A 20,856-nucleotide genomic window follows, 5' to 3' on the forward strand; every position below is an offset into this window, starting at 1 on the left:
CCTCTTTATTTGACTTCTTCCATCGCCAGCAGGATCAAGGGCGTTCCTTCCGACTTGCCGGTAATGCGCCGCGCGTTGAGCAGCATCTTGCGTTTGCCGATAACGGGAAAGTCATGCACGACTTCGAAGCCTTCGACGATTTGTTTGCTTGGCAGTTCGGTTTCCAGCAATTCCCTGAGTTTCGGGATATCCCATTGGCGGTTGCCCAGCTCATACAATTGACGCCCCACGGTGTCTGCCTCTTCAACCTTGAAATTTTCGTAAAAAGACCGGCTGGCGGAGATGATCTTGCATTTCGCATCCAGGACGACAAGCGGTTCGCGCACCGTGTCCACGATGCTTTCCGACAATTCGCGCGCATCTTTCATGGCGGTTTCTGCCTGGATGCGCTTGGTGATGTCGGTGAAAGTCAGCACCACGCCGTCGATGACATTGTCCAGGGTGCGGTAGGGTTGGGTGCGCGCGAGGAACCATTCTCCGCCTGTGGTGAAGACTTCGCGTTCGCGCGGAACCAGGGAGTCGAGCACGGCTTGCGCATCGGCAAGCAGGTCGTCATCCTTGATATTCGATTTGATGTCTCCCAGAGGCCGGCCCATGTCCGAAGCGACCAGGCGATACACCTTTACCGCCTCGCGCGTGAAGCGCTTGATGTTAAGGGTATCGTTCAGGAATATGGTGCCGATATTGATGTTGTCCAGCAGGTTCTTCATGTCGTTCTGCATGCCGGCCAATTGCTCAATCTTGTTCTGCAGTTCGGCATTCACGGTCACCAGTTCTTCATTGACCGATTGCAGTTCTTCCTTGGAGGTCTCCAGTTCTTCATTGGTGGACTGGAGCTCCTCGTTGGTGGATTGCATTTCCTCGTTGGTTGATTTGAGTTCCTCGTTGGAAGCCTGTTGTTCCTCAATGGTGGCGTGCAGGTTTTCCTTGATGTAGGACAAGTCGCGTTCCAGCTCCCCTATGCGCTGTTGTTCTGCCGATAGAGTGACAGCCTTGCCGCGCGCAGATTTGCCCTTGGCAGCGGTTGCTGTTGCGGACGGTTTCTCTGTCTGGGCACTCGCCATATCCTGAAAACTCACCAGCAGCAAATTCTGGCTGGTATCCGCAACAGGCAAAAGCCGCACGCTGAAGCTCACGCTGAGCAAATCGCCATTACTTCCAAACGATGCTACCCGGTTCAGTGTTGGCACACCTTTTTCGGTGGCAGCCTGAATGGCATTGCGCAGTTCCAGTTGCAGTCCTTCGCGTGCCATTTCGATGATATTGAGCGTGGCTTGGCCGGGTGCCGGGCGCAGGTATTTTCCGGTGTCGCCATGCACAAAAAGGATGTCGCCTTTGAGATTGGCCACCACCGAAGCCGGCGCATAGGACTGGAGCAGGGCGCGTCGGGTCAATTCGGCGAAGTCGGTTTCCTTTATTTTGGTAATCACTTCATCGGAACCTTTGGTTGGGTTGTCTTTGGTCCAGGACAAGCCGCTGGACATGACTGCGCGGGCGGATGCCATTGTGGGTGCACTCTGGTAGAGCTTCCATTTTCGGTTGAGCGCAGTGAACAAGTCTACATGGCTGCCGATGCTTTCCGACGGTGAGAGAAACAGTACGCCTCCCGGCTTGAGTGCGTAGTGAAACGCCGGAATGACGCGGTTCTGCAATTCCGGCTCCAGATAGATCATCAGGTTGCGGCAGCTGAGCAGGTCGAGCTTGGTGAAGGGGGGATCTTTGATGATGTTCTGGGTGGCGAATACCACCATTTCGCGAATATCCTTTTTTACCCGGTAGTACGTGTCTTCTTTGATGAAGAAGCGGCGCAGCCGCTCCGTTGTGACATCCTGTACGATATTCGGCGGATAGATCCCGGCGCGGGCGACGGCAATGGCATCATCATCAAGATCGGTGCTGTAGATCTGGGTTTTGAATTCCCGCCCCGTTTCGTCCATGAGTTCGCGCAGCAGGATGGCAATGGAATAGGCCTCTTCGCCGGTGGCGCATCCTGCTACCCACACCCGGAACACATAGCTTTCCGGCTTGTCCTTGAGCAACAGCGGCAGAATATCCTGTTTCAATGCAAGGAATGCCTCGGCGTCACGGAAGAAACTGGTGACATTGATCAGCAGCTCCTTGAACAGCAGATGCACTTCAACCGGATGCTCTTTGAGGTAGCGTGCATAGAGATCCATGCTCTCGATGTTGTGCTGGGACATGCGCCGCTCGATGCGGCGGCCGATGGTGCTTTTCTTGTATAGCGAGAAGTCGTTTCCGGTGCCGGAGCGCAATAGCATCAGAATCCGGTTCATGCTGTTTTCGCCAGCCGGAGTCGGCTGTATTTCCTTGGCGTTAAGCAGATTGTGTTTGTTGCTCAGCAATTGCTCCGGCATCTTTTCCACCGGCAAGGTATAAGTGGCGTACCCGGCGTGGATTGCACTGACCGGCATACCGTCATATTTTGCCGTGGCCGGTTCCTGCACCAGCGTGATGCCGCCCGCGCCCTGAATGGCGCGCAATCCCAGAGTGCCGTCGGTGCCGGTGCCGGACAGGATGATGCCGATGGCTTTTTCACCCTGATCTTCCGCAAGAGATCGCAGGAATGAGTCTATGACCATGCGTTGTCCGCGCGGCATTTCCGGTGTGCTGAGTTGCAGGTTGCCATGAAAGATGGCCATGTCGCGGTTGGGCGGCAGCACATAGACATAGTTCGGCTCCACCTTCATCTGATCTTGCGCTTCGACCACCGGCATCGTGGATGCGCGCTGCAGGATTTCGGTGAGCAAACTGGCATGATCGGGATCAAGGTGCGACACCAGTACGAAAGCCATGCCGCTGTCCGGCGGAGTGCTGCGAAAAAACTGCTCGAACGCTTCCAGCCCGCCAGCGGAGGCACCGATACCGACGATGTTGAAGCCGGTATCGATTGGCTTGGCTTCCGCGGGAGTTTTTTTCAGATTCTTCACGACTTTCTTGATTGTCACGGAACACCCTCGTTGTGCAGGAAGGACTTATGCTACTCCGAATTAAGGCTCATTCTATTTTTTGGCTTTAAGTGTGCCAGCGCACAGAGCGAACCGTCATACTGGCAGAAGATGCACGCGGGTGTTTCTCCTCCCCCTGATGAGCACCTGATGTACTAAGGCCCGGTCGGTCCCCCCGAACCGGGCCTTCTTTTTTTGTGCGCCAACCGCACATTCATGCGTGAGGGTTACTGGCATATATGTTGGCCGCAGCGATAACACGATACTCGACCGAAGAGGCTTGAAAGCCCCTTTCTGCAGGTGTTATGAGACGAACAACGCGAAATATTGAGGTTTCCATAATTGGTGACAACGCACGAAACCTGTTATCTCGTCATTCCGGCGCAGGCCGGAATCCAGCGGGTTTATTCAACATGCTTTTAGCTTTTGTCCCGCGTTGCGGGAGTTTGTTTTCTGACTGGATTCCGGCCTGCGCCGGAATGACGATAGTTCGCAAATTTTGTGTAATTAATTATGGAAAGATCAATAAGAGCGGATGATGGGGAGGCTGCTATTTGAAGAAGAGCCGATGATTCACACTCCCGCGTGTTCCGCCTGAACATCCGCGAAATAGCTGGAACGAACCATCGGTGCGCAGGCAGCATGGGAGAAACCCATTTCCTTGGCAGCGTCTTCGAATGCCTTGAAGGCTTCCGGCGTCACATAGCGCAGCACCGGCAGGTGGCCGTCAGAAGGTTGCAGGTATTGGCCCAGTGTGAGCATCTCGACGTCGTGTTCGCGCAGATCGCGCATGACTTCGAGAACTTCTTCGTCGGTCTCGCCCAGGCCCAGCATCAGGCCGGATTTGGTCATCACTTGCGGGAAGCGTGCTTTGAAGTCTTTGAGCAGCTTGAGCGAGTGCGCATAGTCGGCGCCGGGACGGGCCAGCGAATAGAGGCGTGGCACGGTTTCCAGATTGTGGTTGAGTACATCGGGCAGGCTGGTGGCCATGGCGTCCAGCGCGACGTCGAGGCGGCCGCGGAAATCCGGCACCAGCGTTTCCAGTTTGGTTTCGGGCGATGAGACGCGGATGGCGGTGAGGCAGGCGGAAAAATGTTGTGCACCGCCGTCGCGCAGGTCGTCGCGGTCAACGCTGGTGATGACAACATATTTGAGTTTGAGGATGCCGATGGAGCGGGCCAGATTCTGCGGTTCGTCGGCATCGGGGGGCAGCGGCTTGCCGTGCGCCACGTCGCAGAACGGGCAGCGGCGCGTGCAAACATCGCCGAGGATCATGAAGCTGGCCGTGCCTTTGCTGAAGCATTCGCCAATGTTGGGGCAGGAGGCTTCTTCGCACACGGTGTGCAACTGGTTGTCGCGCAGCAGGCGTTTTACTTCGTTGAAGCCCGAACCCATGCCGGGTTTTGCGCGTATCCACTGAGGTTTACGCAGGCGCTCTACCAGAGGGATGATCTTGATCGGGTTGCGGGAGGTCTTGGCTGCGCCAGTCTGTTTGTTTGTGTCGTTCATAGGTAACGATTGTAAGACATCCGGGTGTGACATTCGATTCTAAAATTCCTCAAAGCCATGTAGGATGCACGGTTACATAATACCCAACCATAAAGGTATGGTATATTGCAGCCCAATGGTTACGCCATTCCCCATTTACCAACCCTGACTAGGAGATTGCCATGGAACACCAACTACCCGCTCTGCCTTATCCAAGAGAAGCGCTCGCGCCGCATATGTCTGCCGAGACTTTTGATTACCACTATGCGAAACACCATCAGGCTTATGTCACCAACCTGAATAACCTTATCAAGGGAACGGAATTCGAAAACGCCAGCCTGGAAGACATCATCAAGAAGGCTTCCGGCGGCATCTACAACAACGCTGCACAAGTTTCCAACCATACCTTCTTCTGGCACTGCATGAAGCCACAGGGCGGCGGTGCACCGACTGGCGCGCTGGCTGAAGCAATCAACAAGAAATGGGGCAGCCTCGACGAATTCAAGAAAGCATTCCAGACTTCCGCCGTGGGCAACTTTGGCTCCGGCTGGACCTGGCTGGTAAAGAAGGCCGACGGTTCGCTGGATATCGTGAACCTCGGTGCAGCCGGTACCCCGCTGAAAAGCGGCGAAGGCAAGCCTGTGCTGACAGTGGATGTGTGGGAACACGCTTACTACATCGATTATCGCAACATGCGTCCCAAGTACGTTGAGACTTTCCTCAACAGTCTGGTGAACTGGGATTTCGCGGCGAAGAACTTCGCGTAAAGCGCTCGCTTGTTTCGTTAGAATAAAGTTGTGAAAACGTTAATAAAGTTGTGAAAAAATCAAAGTCGCAAAAATATTGAAGTTGTGAAAACCACGGGGGGACTTCGGTTCCCCCGATTTTTTGTTCTTGCAGTGAAGTACTCATGGAGATCCGAACACTAATGTCGGCAACATGCCGCCACAGACCAAATTCGCAATGAAATAGAGTTTCGCTTTGCGAACATTAAATGAAATGTTTGTCCACGGCCAAAGAGCAGATTCAGTTTGCTGAGCTCACACTTGTAACTCAAAGCTGTCATAGAACTTTGCTAATTTATTTCTTGAAAGCGGTCATCGGTGAAGTACCGTATATTTAAGATTATCGAGGCCGGGCCGATAAGACCCGGCGCGACAATTTACAACTCGGAAGCTAGAGGGAAGTCCACAGGAATTCTGGTCGTGCTATGCAGGTAGTTGGCGATGGTCTTGTCGCCAATAACGACCATCACGTCCACCAAGTTGCCTTCGTTCCAGCCTGCGTCAAAAAATCCTTGCAAGACGGCCGTATCCGTATGGCCGCGATTTAACATCACATTGCGAACCAGACGAGCCAGTGCATCAAGACGCGCATCAAAAGGCGCGATGCCAGCGCGAATGTCCAGAATCTGCTCTTCAGTAAAGCCGACCATTTTTCCAACGGCAGTATGAGCGGCCAGACAGTAAACACACTGATTGACTTCGCTGACTGCGAGGTTGACCGCTTCTCGCGCTTTCGCTGACAGCGAGCTCTTTGCACTTTGCAAGGTAAGATAGGTACCCAGCGCGGTATCTGAATGAGTGAAAGTTGCATACAAATTCGGAACAAAGGTCAACGCTTTCTTGAGATTATGCATCAGTGCCTGATTGGCAGGTGAAGCTTGTTCATAGGTTGGTACGAGTACGGTTTTCATGATCTTCCTTTTTCGTTGATGGTTTGTTTGTGACAGGTTATTGGGCTGTATAGCCGCCATCCACAGCAATGCTCTGACCGGTTAAATAGAGGGCCTTGTCGGAAGCCAGGAACACAATGGTTTGCGCAATTTCTTCCGGCTGTGCCCCTCGCTTGGCTGGCATCATGGCCAACATGCCCGCTTTTGCGTCGGCATTGCCGCCGGTAAAGCGTTCCAGCATGGCGGTCTCGACCGGGCCAGGCGCCACGGCATTGACTCGGATACCAGCAGCAGCAACTTCCAGAGCGGCTGCTTTGGTCAGTCCTTCCACTGCGTGTTTGCTGGCCACATAGACCGATGCGCCGGCCATGCCGACCTGACCGGCAATGCTGGACAGATTGATGATGGAACCACTACCCTGAGTTTGCATGGCAGCCAGTTCGTATTTCAGGCTAAGTAATACGCCCAGAACATTGGTATCAAAAGTCGCACGATAATTTGCGACGCTCTGTCCGGTAATCGGGCCGAGCTCGCCTTCTGCACCCGCGTTATTGACAGCAACATCAATGCGGCCGAAGCGTCTTATCGTATTTCCAATCAGTGTCTCGACCTGTGCTTCATCGGTGACATCGGCCAGCAAAAATTCGGTATCCACACCTTGACGGCGCAATTCGGCGGCTAGTTGCTGACCGGCTTCGAGGCTGCGTCCGGAGACAACGATGTTATGGCCTTCAGCGGCAAATGCGAAAGCCGTGGCTCGCCCTATGCCAGTTAAGGCGCCGGTTATTAATACGGTTGATTTATTCATTTTTTACTCCTGTCGGTTGTTGATGGGTTGCAGTATGGTGTTCCTCCGAAATGGGCACTAGATAGAGAAATGGACTATTATTAATTCCATTTGGGAATTAATCGGAGACGTCATGGACAGACTCCTGGCGATGCAGACCTTTGTCAGAGTGGTAGAAACCGGTAGCTTTTCCGCAGTAGCGCGTGAGCAGTCCAGTACCCAAAGCGCGATCAGCAAGCAGGTGGCGGGGCTTGAGAAATATCTTGGTGTGCGCTTGCTGGTGCGAACTACCCGTGCCGTAACCACAACCGAAGACGGATTACGCTATTTCGAAGAAACCCGCCGCTTGGTCGCGGAAATCGGTGAAGCTGAATCGGAATTGCGTCGCGGTGAGCGTGCTTTGTCGGGGCTGTTACGAGTAGCCACTTCGGTCGGTTTTGGGTTGCGCGTGTTACTGCCGCATATACGCTCGTTCATGCGTAACAATCCTGATGTCATTGTTGACCTGAGATTGGATGACGGCTTTGTGGATCTGATCGAACAAGGCATCGACGTGGCAGTACGAATTGGTACGCTGGGGGACAGTTCTCTCGTAGCACGCCGCATTGCGACTTCGCAGCGGATGCTGGTGGCAGGACGTAAATACTTGGAGCAACTCGGGCCTGAGCAGAGTGCGCCGCAGATACCTCAAGACCTGCTGCAGCATTCCTGTCTGCTGTATACAGAATTGGGCACTCGCAATCAGTGGGAATTCAGCACCGCCGATGGTTCTACCGTGAGTGTTCGGGTTCACGGACCGCTGCTAACCAATAATTCTGAGGCACTGCGTTCCTGCCTGCGCGATGGTTTGGGAATCTGCTACATTCCAGACTGGCTGATTTCGGATCTATTGGCAAGTGGTGAAGTTATAGAGTTGATGAAAGACTGGCTGGTAAAGCCGATACCAGTCCATTTGGTCAGCCCCGCGGCGCGTAAGCATTCGGCCAAGGTCAGGGCATTTGGCGATCATATCGCTTCAATACTCTCATCACCTAGTCAGCCGAGCTGAGATTCGTCGAACTATCCAGGCTCTGCAAGATAGTTCTGTCGGTGCTGACAACAAGCTCTGATAATATTTATGCCATTTAACTTTGGTAACTGACTGGGCATGAGTAACTCGATATCGAAACAGCAAACTATATTAAGCCCGGACGTTATCGTCGAAGCCGAGTTGTTTCTAAGCAAGCGAGACAAGGAGCTTTCCCGGCTGATTCGAGATGTTGGGCCGTGCACAATCAACGTAAGCAATAGACCCAAGGTTGAAATGCTTATTTCCACCGTCATCAGTCAACAGCTTTCTGGCACCGCTTCAACAACGATTTTCAATCGTCTCGTCGAATGTGCAGGAGGCAGAACAAACCTGGCCAAAAGACTAAAAGGACTCAGCTTCGATGAAATAAGGTCGTGTGGCACATCGACTACGAAGGCCAAAACGATTTTGCAGATTGCTGATCTGGTGACATCAAAGCAGCTTGATCTGGAGTCACTAAGCAATGCGGATGATGAAGGTGTCTATCGTGAGTTAACTGCAATAACCGGTATTGGGCCTTGGACAGTTCAAATGTTCTTGATGTTTGCACTTCGACGTCCCGATATATTCTCCACCGGTGATGCCGGCTTACGAAGAGGGCTGGTTAAACTTTATGGCATGCGTGATAGGCCTACAGAAGCTGAAATGGCTGCCATCACGGATAAATGGCGTCCTTATCGAACTGTAGCTTCTTGGTACTTGTGGCGTCTCGCAGACTAACCACACAATGATTATTTGCAGTAGAAGGTCGCAGTCCATTATTGATGGTTTGTGCTATTACGGCAAGCCGATCACATCATATGAAGACATGCTGCCTACAACTTATTTGTTTGATTGCTCAAGCTGTCCGACCTTTCCGGGTATCTCTGCTGCCAAAGCATCAAAAGCGGTGCGTGTTTTTGTCTGGACAAGAAGCTTGTTCGGAAGCTTGATGAGCATAAACTCGTTCCGGTAGAAGTTTTAGCTATTCAGCTTGAGATTGAAGATGAAAAGCTTAAAGAGTGGCGCGAGAGGTTTGCTGAAATAAGAGCCCGATCGAAAAAGTAATATGCAACCGGCAGTCAAGTTGTAGTTTCATGGTGTTGCAGTAAATGGCATATTATACGTCTGGTAGCGCAAATTTTTGAGTGCTGTTTAGCCACTTGGAAAAATCATCCGGAGCGAGTGGTTTGGCGTAATGATATCCTTGGGCCACGTCACATAAGCAACGTTTTACAACATCCAATTCGGACTGGCTCTCTGTGCCTTCAGCGATAGTCTGCATTGACATGCTATTTGCCAAAGCGACTATCGCTCGCACGATGGATTCGTTGACAGGAGTTGTATCGATGTCCCGAATAAATGATTGATCGATTTTGAGACAGTCAATGGGGAATTGTTTAAGATAGTTCAAGTTTGAGTATCCGGTTCCAAAGTCATCGATGGATAACCGTACGCCAATTGCTTTTAATTCGTTAAGTGTTTCCAGAACGCCGGCAGCGTTCTGCATCAAAGTGCTTTCTGTTAATTCAATCTCAATGTAGCGCGGGTCTATCCCTGTTTCTAAAAAAACTGACTTAACTGTTTCTATAAAGCCCATTTTCCGAAACTGAAGGGCGGAGACGTTGACCGCTACATGAATGGATGGCAGGCCGGCTTTATTCCATTGGCAATGTTGGATGCAAGCCTGACGCAAGACCCAGTTTCCAATTTCCACAATTACACCGTTTTCTTCGGCAAGTGGAATGAAATGAACCGGTGAAAGCAGGCCCCGTGTAGGGTGCTGCCATCGTATAAGTGCTTCGACTCCGATCACCTGACCGTTATTTAGACTGACTTTAGGCTGGTAGTGAAGCACGAATTCATTGTTTCTTACTGCACTTCTGAGCTCAGTATCCAGCGACATTTGTGCGCTGTTGTACATGGAAAGACCGGGTGCGTAGATGCGATATCCATTGCGTCCACTCGATTTTGCCTCATACATGGCAGTATCGGCCTTGGTAAGCAAAGCGGTGACATCGGTGTCGTCAGTTGGATAAATGGCAATCCCGATGCTGACGGTAATTAGCAGGGAATGTCCTGAGATTTGCAATGGCTCCTGCATGGAGTCGACGATCCTCTGCGCCATAACCACTGGGTCATCTGTCTCTTTCAGATTGTCCATCAAAATGGCGAATTCATCTCCACCCAGACGGGCAACGGTATCGGATTCACGGGCGCAGGATTTTAAACGCTCCGAAATTGAGCACAGAAGCATGTCGCCAAAGCCGTGACCCAGAGAGTCATTGACTTGCTTGAAACGATCGACATCGACAAACATCAGCCCCACCAAAGTATTGTTGCGCAGGGCATCTCGACAGGCTTGCATCAAACGATCCCCAAATAGCATACGGTTAGGTAACCCGGTCAAATGATCGAAATGTGCAAGAAAGTAGAGGTCAGCCTGCTTGCGCAAAGTAATCTCGTTGAGCAGGTCGTGGCCGTTGGCGACGCCCAGATATTCACCGTCTCCGGTAACAATGAACCCGGTAACCATGTGCTGCATTCCTGCGCCAATGATCATTTGTGCCACATCATCAATACAAGTGGCTTCGTCGATAATGATAGGCGCAGTTGCAGCGGTTACAGCCAAGCCTTCTTTCAGAAAATTTAGCACTGGCTTCTTGCCGTGAATTTCCGGAACATACTGACGGGTGAAGTACTCGACGAAAACATGTCTGTCGATGAGTCCGACGGGAATGTTGTTCTTATCTACTACCGGCAAAGCATAGAGCTTTGCATCGGACAGGAAATACCTGAGTACCTCCATGCAGGTTGTGTCTTCATCTACGGGCAGCAGAAATTTTGATAATTGTCGTACAGCTGAATGTTCTGATCTTGGACTTGAAGTTAAGTGCAGAAATTTCGCGTTCATCTGAGTTAGACTCCGTCGCAATTACATAGTGGGAATTCGTAATAACCGTTGTCTCGAAATGTAGTCGAACATCACATATTGGCACGACGAGAAACTTATGATTGGGCCTGTAAAAGTTTAATTTTGACTTCAGGCGGGAAGAAATTGATGTAAGAATTTTGACTGTACAAAATTGTCGTGTCAGTTATGTGACAGTTGCTAAGAATATTTGCTATGTTCAAGTACTACTTGGAACTGTTCCGGAAAGTTGCGGCATGACCAGAGCCATAAATGCTGGTAATTGCCGCCATAACTCCAATTGCCAACCGTCCGCCGCCTTGCAGAAAATCTGCCCAAACCGTCAAGAATGACCAGCTGCCGGGGGATAGGTTGTCGAGTAATACTCCCCACAACTCGCCTGCAAGCAGGAGAGGGATGTCAAAAATGGTTTCCATCGAGGATAGCAGGGTCAGAATAATCAACCGCAACGTGACTTCACGCCAGGAACGGGAAGGCCATGCAAGTATGGCGATTAATCCAACCATGACGGGCTGAAAGATATTCCCGGTCATGGTGGTGACACTCGCGCCGCCTTGGGAATTCGCCATAACGAGATGACCGGCGACAGCGATTGCGTGGGACAACGTCACATTCAAACGGATCACGCGATCGGCGTTTTCCAAAGATATGCCTAGCGACAGGATGCGGAAGTCGCCGGCGATCAGTTCGAATACCATGCGGTAGAGCGGCAGCAGAGTTGTTGCGATAGTCTCGGCATAAAAGATAGTAATCAGTAACAGCAACGAGGCTGCGGTCAGACGAACAAAGATTGCCGCCGGTTTGCAGCTGAGAAGAAAATCATCCTGTTTCGCGTTGATGGGATTACTTGATCTGGATCTTTTGATCACGATTGTGCATGCCGAGCCAGAAAGCAAAAAAAGCAGTAGCAATGAGAATCAACACGATTGGTGCGATCATGCCATGCAGCAAACTGAACATTGATTTATCAGACCGGTAGGAATAAAACAGGCCAAGAATTCTAAGCTGATTGCAAACATAAATTAAACCGCCACCGGCCAGGATACCCAATAGACGCCGATGCCCCGGGATCGGAGCTATCAGCATCGCTGAAACAAACAGTAAAACGACATCCATTCCGTCGCACCCATTGAGAATATTGATGCCGCCGCCGGGGGCACTAATACGGCTGCCTATCGGCCGAACAGCAATTTCAGGAGTGATGCGCGCGATAAGCCATGCAGCAGGCTTCACAGTCAGTTCGTCTACGACCAACCGCTCCAATGCCGTACCACGGAAATAGCTCCACCCAAATTGCATAGTCACTAACAGGCCAACGAATACCATCATCAGAACGAGTGGTGAGCGTAAACCCGCTTTGGGTTGCAAATGATTTTCCAAGAGAGTGTAGGGGGTTGAATGAGAAACGCTGATATAAAAATTGGACGCTGCTCAGTGGATTAAAGACCAGAAAGATTATCGAAAGCTTTTAAATATCCTAGTTTGATTTTGTTTCATCAATGTGACACCAGAGAGAAGATAGGCCTAGTAAAAGTTATCCGGATGTAACCGCCACGTTATATTCATTGGGCAGAATGGTAGGAAATGTCGAATAAACCAACTCTTGGAAAATTAATTCCCCGTGAATAAACTGCGCCAACTCTTGATGACCGCATCGGGTTGCTTGATCTGTATCCATTCGGCATTTGGCGCAGCAACAGCCCCGGCAAATGCAGTGAATCGCCTGCAGGCCGGGCAAGGGGTTGATTTAATCGTCGAGTATGAATCTGCCGCAGTCGAACAAGAAGCCGCCAAACGACGACAACTCACCCAACGGCATTTAGACGATGCGGGAATTCTTGACTATAAGGCTACCCAGTACAAAATCCTGAAGCAACAGGTGGACGGTACATTTTCTTCTCAGGAGATAACGCACCTGAAGGACTATAGCCATCTGCCGATGTCATTCAAGCATGTTCAAACGTTGGCAGCACTGAACGCACTGATCGCCCATCCCGGTATCAAGGCCATATTTGAAAATGGCCAGTTGCATCATGTGTTGACAAAAAGCCTTCCGATGGTCAACCAACCGCAAGTTGCGGCCGTCGGTGAAACCGGCGGTGGGACGACCGTGGCAGTGATCGACGACGGCATCGACTATACCAATGCCGCATTTGGTTCTTGTACCGCACCAGGAATTCCAGCCGCATGCCATGTTATTGCCTCTGTCCTGTTCGGGACTGGAACAACCGACACCAGCCACGGAACCAACGTTTCAGCAATTGTGCTGGGGATGGCGCCGACTACCCGGATTGCGATGCTCAATGCATTTTCAGGCACAACGGCCTATTTCTCAGACGTCATATCGGCCATCAACTGGACTATCGCCAACCAGTCTGCCTATAACATTGCGGCAATCAATATGAGCCTGGGCGATGGCTCCAAGAATACGGCCCCATGCAGCAACGCTCGCACCAACCCTTTTGTGACGCCGGTGAACAGTGCGATGAGCGCGGGTATCACGGTCGTCGCCTCCAGCGGCAATGATGCTTATACGAATGCGATAGGAAGTCCGGCATGTACGCCGGGGATCATCTCGGTCGGTGCCGTCTATGATGCCAATTATGGCGGGCTCACCTGGGGCGCCAATCTCTGCACCGATTTATCGACGGCTGCAGATCTGGTTACGTGCTTTTCCGATAGTGCGAGCTTTCTGACCATGCTTGCACCGGGAGCGATAATTACTGCAGCAGGCATTACCATGGCCGGGACATCGCAGGCCAGCCCGCATGTGGCGGGTGCCGTTGCCGTGCTGCGATCGGCGTTTCCTGCGGAGACTCTGAGCCAGACTCAGGCACGCCTGATCAACGGCGGGGTTCAGGTTACCGACCCGCGCAACGGTCTGGTCAAACCGCGTCTGAATTTACTGGAGTCGGCAAGACCGGCGGACGACATGTTCGCCAATCGTTTTTTATTGAGTGGCGGCTCGGGCAGTACAAGCGGGACTAGTTTGCTCGCCACCAAAGAAGCCAGGGAGCGCAATCATGCCGGGAATAGTGGCGGTGCTTCGGTCTGGTGGAAATGGATTGCACCATCCTCCGGTCAGGTAAGCCTGAATACGCATGGGAGCGGGTTTGACACATTGTTGGCGGTTTACACCGGTGCGAGCGTCAGTGCATTGACGCCAATCGCCGCGAATGATAATGACGGTACGGCAGGGGGAACCAGCGGCCTGTTGTTTGAGGCTATCGCAGGTCAGGAATATGAAATCGCAGTCGATGGCTTCAATGGTGCAGCAGGGAGCGTTGTGCTTAACTGGAGCTTGAATACGACAGCAACGGCGGCTATGTCGGTGAACATCACGGGCCCAACCAACGCTTCATCCGGAAACGCGATCCCCTATACGGTAACCGTGACTAACGCGGGACCGCAAACTGCCACGAACGTCGTTGTTACCATAACGCTTCCAGCCGGGGCAAATTTTGTCTCGGGACCGGCCGGGTGTTCAGCCAATATCTCCACCATCACCTGTATGCCGGGCAATATCGCGAATGGAGCAAATATTTCGCTGCTGATTCAGATAATGTTGAGCAATGGCGTTGCCATGGAATCGATATCCGCCAACGTCTCTTCCGATCTGCCGAACCCTGCACCAGCGGGCAGCACCACGAACATTCAGGTTGCAGTCAGTGGTAACAATGACAACGATGTACCTGCCTTGCCCTGGTGGGGGCAGTTGATACTGGCAACAATATTAGGCGGCATTGCAATCACAACAAGAAAAAGAACCTGATAACGCTGAATACCTATTTCCCCTGAGAACAGCGACTACCCATCTTGCAATTCGGTTTAATCAATCATTCATGAAGGCGTGGCACACTGACCAGTTGCATTTTCATAAATGAAGCAGGGGTTGGTGTGAGTTATTGTCCGTTCAGAAAAAAATCAATGACAAATATTGCAAGCCGTGGAATGGGCTTGGTGGTTTTGCTGATAAGCATTCCGGTATCTGCAGACCAATTCGATACGCTCAGCTATGTAGTGTCGGCAGGGATGGTTTACGACAACAATGTCTTTCGGCTGCCTTCCTGGCTTGATCCGCAAAGTGTGATCGGGAAATCCACCACATCGGATCGAATTCAATTTGAATCGATAGGCATCAACTTTGACAAAAAATATTCCAATCAGGATGTGCAGTTTAAAGCGAACGTGACGAAAAATAATTTCAGCACATTCTCATTTCTCAACTACTTCAATACGGAATATAGCGGTGCATGGAACTGGAATCTCGGGGAAAGGTTGAGTGGAGCGTTGAGCGATGACCGTACACAGACATTAAATAGCTTTACGGATATCCATACTTACACACGAAACCTCACCACGGTAGATACGCGTCATCTGGACGCAGACTGGTGGGCTGAAAGCAACTGGCATGTTTTGTTGGGTGCAACGGATAGCATATCGACAAGTAGCCAGTCGGTGATCAATAACCAAAGTTCCATTGCAAAGACAGCGGAATGGGGGCTTAAATATGCACTTGCAGATGGCAACTCGATGTCGCTTTTTTCGCGAAATATACGTGGACAATTTATCAATGGGATTCCCGATTACGTCCTGTTGGCAGATACTGCATATAGCGAATCTCAGACAGAGCTAAGGTTCAACTGGGTGCCCAGCGGGAAATCAGTCCTGAGCGGCAATCTGATGAACATCAACCACCAATACCCGACATTTTACCAACGTGACTTTAGCGGGACGCAAGGGGGGGTGAACTATCTCTGGAGCATCAGCGACAAAACCACGATGAACATATCGATAAACAGGTCCATCAATACCTGGCTTGATGCGGCTAGCAGCTACTTTATCAATGACTCGGCTTCCATCACGCCAGTCTGGCAAATCGGCGCCAAGACAAACATGCACCTGTCGCTAATGCGTGGCAAAGCAAACTATCTGGCGCCGATAGAATCTAACAAAACTGTCAGGCACGATATCAACCGATCGGAGGAGTTCGGGCTGGATTGGTCTCCACAGCGATCGGTGAAACTAACGGCAACGTTGCAAAATTCGAGTCGCTCCACGAACTATGCAACGTATGAATATGCCGACAAAAGTGCGAACCTGATGTTGCAAATCACTTTCTGAGCAACTTAAATCCAAATGAACCACATTGCAAAATTTCCTGCCAAGACCAATTCAGGGTTCATCAATCTGTAATCATAATAGCTTAACTTCGCAAATCGCATTTAAGTCGCATTGGTTTAACACATTCAATGCGCATTCTTTTTCCCCTTGAGTGGGTGTTCGAATAGTCGCTTCATACCTGATTGGAGGTTTCAAGCAAGGTGAACATCCGGTTGTTCGGGATATTCAGGGAATGACGGTGTTTGATGTTTTAAATTTTCACACAGAGGACTTATGGAATATCTTTCATACAATTTGGCAGCAAATGGCCGCCAAGGATTATCTCTAGTTGCATTATTACTAATTGCAACTGCTTTTGCCGGATGTGGGGAAAAAGGAAACTCCACACAAGTGGCTGCAAAAATCAATTCCGATGAAATAACGGTAACTCAGGTAAATGCGGCATTGGCAAATGTACCTGCCACGCCCGGTAAAACACCCGATCAGGCAAAGCAGGAAGTGTTGAACAACTTGATTGTGCAAAACCTTGCCGATCAGCAAGCCGTCAAAATGAAACTTGACCGCACTCCCGCAGTCATGCAGGCAATTGAAAATGCCAAGAACACCATCCTTGCTCGCGCCTATATGGATCCGATTATTTCAGGGATACCCAAGCCGACTCAAGTGGATGTGCATAAATTCTATACCGATCACCCCGAATTATTCTCTAACAGGCATATCTACTCCATAAAAGAACTTGAAATGGAAGCCAAGCCTGACCTGGCTGCATCAATACGCGATATGGCTGGTAAAGACGAAAGTCTGGAGTCGATAGCAGCCTGGCTAAAGAGCAAGAATATTGCTTCGTCTGTCCAGACAGGCGTCAAGCCGGCAGAGCAATTGCCTTTGGATATGCTGCCCAGATTCGAAAAATTGGGTGCAGGCAAATTAATGGTGATCGAACTAAGCAAAACGATCAGCGTGGTGCAAGTTCTCAATGCCAAAGCGGAGCCTGTCGAAGAAAGTGTAGCGACACCGGTTATTCTGGATTACTTGATGAACAGCAAAAAATCTGAAGCGCTTGATAATGAGATCAAGTCGCTCAAGGCCGGAGCCAAAATAGAATACTTTGGTGAGTTTAAGCCGGGTTCAAATTCAACTACTGAGGTAAAGACAACTGCAACTGAATCATCTGGCAAGACGCCAGCGCAATCGTCTACTCCAGATATTTCAAAAGGCATAGCAAGTCTCAAATAATGGCGGCTGACAAAGGCGCGAAATTATCCGGGAAAGCGAAGATCAGGTTTTCCGTTCGCGGTGAACCTGACATGACAATCATCTGGCAAGAATTTCGGCAAACACCAGCCAAATGCTGGTCATGGCGAACTGCGAGTGAAGGATGACCCAAATCAAAAATACTCGCCGATCCTTTCGCAAACACGGGACAAGTGCACCGGATCAGCGCCTCCCCTAAGCAAAGTTGGTGAATAAGAAGTTAAACGACATTGTTTCGGGTTACAGAAATAAACCAATCTTACGGAGATTTCATGCTTGGCAAAGGAATAATACGTCTGCTTTTGTTACTGCTTCTGGTCATGAATGGAGTGAGCGGGCAGGCTGCCGAGGGTAATAACGATTATCGTCTGGGTGCCGGAGATACGATGCACATAGTAGTTTTCCAGAACCCGGATTTGACGACTGAAGTGCGGGTTTCGGAAAGCGGCGAAATCTCCTACCCATTGCTGGGTTCGGTCGAGTTGGGCGGAATGACGATAACCGCAGCTGAGAAAAAAATAGCCAGCTTGCTCAAGGATGGAAAATTCGTCCAGCAACCCCAAGTCAACATCGTGCTGACGCAGGTCCGTGGCAATCAGGTATCGGTGCTGGGACAGGTGAACAGGCCGGGTCGCTATCCGCTGGAAACATTCACAATTCATGTTTCCGACATACTGGCTGTGGCAGGAGGTGCAACAGGAACGGGTTCGGACAACGTTATTTTGACCGGCACCCGCAACGGCAAACTATTCCGCAAGGAAATCGATATTCCCAGCTTGTTTCTGGACGACAAGCGCAGTGACGATGTGCTGGTGGAAGGCGGTGACATCATCTACGTGCATCGTGCCCCGATGTATTACATCTACGGTGAAGTTCAGCGACCGGGTTCATACCGCGTGGAACGCAATATGACCCTGATGCAGGCGCTTGCCCAGGGTGGTGGCCCGACGCTGCGCGGTACGCAGAGGAACATCAAAATATTCCGGCGTGGCGGGAGTGGCAAGCTGGATGAAATCTCCCTGGATCTGACTGCGCCGGTCAATAACGACGATGTTCTCTATGTACGCGAAAGCCTTTTTTAAGGCAAAAATATTGCCGGTATCCAAATGAACATTCACCAGTTTCTTATCATTCTTCTGGCACGTTACAAGATTGCACTTTATGTGTTGCTTGCTACTGTAACTGTCGCTTTTGCAGTAACCCTACTGATGCCGGATAAATACGTCGCGTCTACTTCAGTACTGCTGGATGTCAAAACGCCTGATCCGCTGGTTGGCATGGCAATGGCAGGCATGGCCATGCCAAGCTACATGGCTACCCAGACCGATATCATAACCAGCGAGAGAGTTGCGCAAGGCGCGGTCAAACTGCTCAAACTCGACGAAAGCCCGCAGGTCAGAGAACAGTGGCGCAAGGCAACACAAGGAAAGGGTCAACTGGTCACGTGGTTGGGGAGCCTGCTATCCAAGAAGCTCGAAGTCAAACCTTCCCGCGACAGCAATGTGATCGACATTTCCTTCTCGTCGGACGATCCGGCTTTTGCCGCAGTGGCAGCCAATGCCTTTGCCCAAGCCTACATCAACACCAACCTCGAGTTGAAAGTTGAACCGGCCCGGCAATATGCACAGTGGTTCCAGGTGAAAGTCGCGACCTTGCGTTCGGAACTGGAAAATGCCCAGTCGAGACTGTCGGCATATCAAAAACAAACTGGATTGGTATCGACCGACATCAGAATGCAAAATGTGGAAAGTACCAAGATCGCCGAACTTTCAGGCCAGTTGGTTGTGTCCGAGGGCCAAACAGCGGATACCGAAAGCAAGAAAAAGCATGCAGGCACCGGCGACACCTTGGCCGATGTCATGCAAAACCCGGTCATCCTGAGTCTCAAATCGGAACTGATCAAGCAAGAAGGAAAGTTGCAGGAAGCAAGTCTCAACCTCGGTCAAAACAATCCCCAATATCAGGCGATGGAAAGCCAAATCGCATCGCTCAAGCAGAAGATGGCAGAAGAAACCAAGAAAATTCTTGACAGCATTAACACCGCGAACAGCGTCAACATGCAAAAGCGGTCCGAATTGAAGGCCGCCATAGAGTCTCACAAGCAACAAGTCATGGAAGACAGCGGGCAGCGTGACCAGATTGCCGTGCTGGAAAGAGATGTGGAGTCGGCACAGAAAGCCTATGACACTGTGGTGCAGCGATATACGGAAAGCAATCTACAAAGCCAATCCAACCAGACCAACATTACGGTACTTACGCCGGCTTCGGAGCCCCTCGCGCGTTCTTCCCCTAGCATGTTCAAGAATCTGTTAATCGCAGTATTCATGGGGACATTGTTGGGAGTGGGCGGGGCATTTGTTGCTGAAATGCTGGATCAACGCGTTAGAACAGGCGAATCGCTGGGGTCTGCGACAGGCGTACCCGTACTGGTTCAGTTCAAAAAGGATTCGAAACCACTCGGTATCAGGGGGTGGATGAAAAAAATGGCCGGTGCGGTGAAGATAAGGCCGCGGTTTCGCAAGGCCGTAACGGTAGTTTAAGGAAGCTCAGATTGAATTTCCGTTCGTGGCGAGCCCGGTGAAGCAACTGATGAAGCGACCAGCCATCTGACCAAGCCGTCAAAGACACTTGCAGGGTCGTTGCTCATGTCGAACCACGATCGAATTAAAAAGTGAACGCGTATTTGAATTCTCGAGATCAAAATGAACGACTTAAACATGCAGATGAAATCAGAATTGAAATCCGAACGGTCGATTGGAGCGATCCTGATCGATTCCGGAAAGCTTTCCATCAACGATGCGGAGCAAATACTGCATTTGCAAAAATCGGAAAATCTACGCTTCGGTGATGCCGGAATAAAATTGGGACTGTTGTCTGAAGTGGATATCCAGCGTGCACTTGCGCATCAGTACGACTATCCCTATTTGCTTAAAGGCGACGGAGCCGTCTCCGAGACGCTCGTGGCTGCCTACAATCCTTTCTGCCACCAAGTCGAGTCGTTGCGCACCTTGCGCAGCCAGCTCATGCTCAGACGGTTTACCGGTCAGCCCAATCGAAAAATGCTGTCTGTCGTCAGTCCGGGCCGGGGTGAAGGGCGCAGCTATCTTGCAGCCAATCTGGCGGTGGTATTTTCCCAATTGGGCGAGCGCACCCTGTTGATCGATGCCGATATGCGCAACCCCTGCCAGCACGATCTGTTCAAACTGGAAAATCGTCGGGGATTCTCATCAGTGCTTGCAGGCCGGGATGATTTGCAGGCCGTGCAACGAGTCAACAATTTTGTCGATCTTTCCGTATTGACTTCCGGCGCAACGCCCCCGAATCCGCAGGAACTTCTGGGACGGTCTGCCTTGACACACTTGCTGCACAGCCTTAATGAAGCGTTTGATGTGATTCTGATTGATACGCCGGCCGCAACGGAATTTGCAGACGCTCATATGCTTGCCGCCAGAGCCGGTGCTGCGATGGTTGTGGCTCGCAAGAATTTTACACAGCTCGAACTGGTGCGCCAACAGACGGAAAACATGGCTCAGTCAGGCATAGAAGTGGTCGGCTCTGTGTTGAGCGAGTTTTAACAAATCC

General features: G+C 50.9%; 16 protein-coding genes. 9 read left to right on the top strand and 7 right to left on the bottom strand.

Going from position 1 to position 20,856, the window contains the following annotated elements:
• Positions 1 to 5 precede the first annotated feature (5 nt).
• Both QOY30_RS04770 and lipA read right to left on the bottom strand, forming a co-directional pair.
• Positions 6 to 2,966, bottom strand: a complete 2,961-nt coding sequence (locus QOY30_RS04770; protein ID WP_283743488.1) for a chemotaxis protein CheB — start codon at positions 2,964 to 2,966, stop codon at positions 6 to 8.
• A gap of 573 nt (positions 2,967 to 3,539) precedes the next feature.
• Positions 3,540 to 4,475 (bottom strand): lipoyl synthase, encoded by a 936-nt coding sequence (gene lipA, locus QOY30_RS04775; RefSeq protein ID WP_283743489.1) that lies wholly within the window; start codon positions 4,473 to 4,475, stop codon positions 3,540 to 3,542.
• A 161-nt stretch (positions 4,476 to 4,636) separates the two neighbouring features.
• On the opposite strand from lipA, the gene QOY30_RS04780 reads away from it, so the two are divergent.
• Positions 4,637 to 5,221 (top strand): superoxide dismutase, encoded by a 585-nt coding sequence (locus QOY30_RS04780; protein WP_283743490.1) that lies wholly within the window; start codon positions 4,637 to 4,639, stop codon positions 5,219 to 5,221.
• 395 nt (positions 5,222 to 5,616) lie between these two features.
• Here QOY30_RS04780 and QOY30_RS04785 read toward each other — a convergent pair whose 3' ends face one another.
• Together QOY30_RS04785 and QOY30_RS04790 are read right to left on the bottom strand one after the other, a co-directional pair.
• Positions 5,617 to 6,150, bottom strand: a complete 534-nt coding sequence (locus tag QOY30_RS04785) for a carboxymuconolactone decarboxylase family protein (protein ID WP_283743491.1) — start codon at positions 6,148 to 6,150, stop codon at positions 5,617 to 5,619.
• Between the two features lie 37 nt (positions 6,151 to 6,187).
• Complete coding sequence (locus tag QOY30_RS04790; RefSeq protein ID WP_283743492.1) at positions 6,188 to 6,937, bottom strand: SDR family NAD(P)-dependent oxidoreductase; 750 nt, start codon at positions 6,935 to 6,937, stop codon at positions 6,188 to 6,190.
• 112 nt (positions 6,938 to 7,049) lie between these two features.
• Here QOY30_RS04790 and QOY30_RS04795 point away from each other — a divergent pair, with 112 nt between their 5' ends.
• Complete coding sequence (locus tag QOY30_RS04795; RefSeq protein ID WP_283743493.1) at positions 7,050 to 7,964, top strand: LysR family transcriptional regulator; 915 nt, start codon at positions 7,050 to 7,052, stop codon at positions 7,962 to 7,964.
• Positions 7,965 to 8,063: 99 nt separating this feature from the next.
• Positions 8,064 to 8,705: a DNA-3-methyladenine glycosylase family protein gene (locus tag QOY30_RS04800; protein WP_283743494.1), complete on the top strand. Its 642-nt coding sequence runs from the start codon at positions 8,064 to 8,066 to the stop codon at positions 8,703 to 8,705.
• A gap of 379 nt (positions 8,706 to 9,084) precedes the next feature.
• Here the strand turns inward: QOY30_RS04800 and QOY30_RS04805 are convergent, their stop codons facing one another.
• The 3 genes from QOY30_RS04805 to QOY30_RS04815 all read right to left on the bottom strand — a co-directional run bounded on the left by QOY30_RS04805 (position 9,085) and on the right by QOY30_RS04815 (position 12,264).
• Positions 9,085 to 10,878: an EAL domain-containing protein gene (locus tag QOY30_RS04805; protein WP_283743495.1), complete on the bottom strand. Its 1,794-nt coding sequence runs from the start codon at positions 10,876 to 10,878 to the stop codon at positions 9,085 to 9,087.
• 224 nt (positions 10,879 to 11,102) lie between these two features.
• Positions 11,103 to 11,765 carry a hypothetical protein gene (locus QOY30_RS04810; RefSeq protein WP_283743496.1) on the bottom strand — a complete coding sequence of 221 codons (663 nt, stop codon included), beginning with the start codon at positions 11,763 to 11,765 and terminating at the stop codon, positions 11,103 to 11,105.
• Complete coding sequence (locus QOY30_RS04815) at positions 11,740 to 12,264, bottom strand: archaeosortase/exosortase family protein (protein WP_283743497.1); 525 nt, start codon at positions 12,262 to 12,264, stop codon at positions 11,740 to 11,742. The genes QOY30_RS04810 and QOY30_RS04815 overlap by 26 nt, the downstream gene beginning before the upstream one ends.
• A gap of 346 nt (positions 12,265 to 12,610) precedes the next feature.
• On the opposite strand from QOY30_RS04815, the gene QOY30_RS04820 reads away from it, so the two are divergent.
• The 6 genes from QOY30_RS04820 to epsG all read left to right on the top strand — a co-directional run bounded on the left by QOY30_RS04820 (position 12,611) and on the right by epsG (position 20,849).
• The gene (locus QOY30_RS04820; RefSeq protein WP_283743498.1) at positions 12,611 to 14,668 is read left to right on the top strand and encodes a S8 family serine peptidase; all 2,058 of its coding nucleotides are present in this window, start codon (positions 12,611 to 12,613) and stop codon (positions 14,666 to 14,668) included.
• Positions 14,669 to 14,823: 155 nt separating this feature from the next.
• Complete coding sequence (gene epsL, locus QOY30_RS04825; RefSeq protein ID WP_283743499.1) at positions 14,824 to 16,020, top strand: XrtB/PEP-CTERM-associated polysaccharide biosynthesis outer membrane protein EpsL; 1,197 nt, start codon at positions 14,824 to 14,826, stop codon at positions 16,018 to 16,020.
• A 273-nt stretch (positions 16,021 to 16,293) separates the two neighbouring features.
• Positions 16,294 to 17,256: an EpsD family peptidyl-prolyl cis-trans isomerase gene (locus tag QOY30_RS04830; RefSeq protein WP_283743500.1), complete on the top strand. Its 963-nt coding sequence runs from the start codon at positions 16,294 to 16,296 to the stop codon at positions 17,254 to 17,256.
• A 290-nt stretch (positions 17,257 to 17,546) separates the two neighbouring features.
• Positions 17,547 to 18,356 (top strand): polysaccharide export protein EpsE, encoded by an 810-nt coding sequence (gene epsE, locus QOY30_RS04835; RefSeq protein ID WP_283743501.1) that lies wholly within the window; start codon positions 17,547 to 17,549, stop codon positions 18,354 to 18,356.
• Positions 18,357 to 18,380: 24 nt separating this feature from the next.
• Complete coding sequence (epsF, locus tag QOY30_RS04840) at positions 18,381 to 19,814, top strand: chain length determinant protein EpsF (protein WP_283743502.1); 1,434 nt, start codon at positions 18,381 to 18,383, stop codon at positions 19,812 to 19,814.
• A 162-nt stretch (positions 19,815 to 19,976) separates the two neighbouring features.
• Positions 19,977 to 20,849 carry a chain length determinant protein tyrosine kinase EpsG gene (gene epsG, locus QOY30_RS04845; RefSeq protein WP_283743503.1) on the top strand — a complete coding sequence of 291 codons (873 nt, stop codon included), beginning with the start codon at positions 19,977 to 19,979 and terminating at the stop codon, positions 20,847 to 20,849.
• Positions 20,850 to 20,856 lie beyond the last annotated feature (7 nt).

Source organism: Sideroxydans sp. CL21, assembly GCF_902459525.1.
GTDB lineage: Bacteria > Pseudomonadota > Gammaproteobacteria > Burkholderiales > Gallionellaceae > Sideroxyarcus.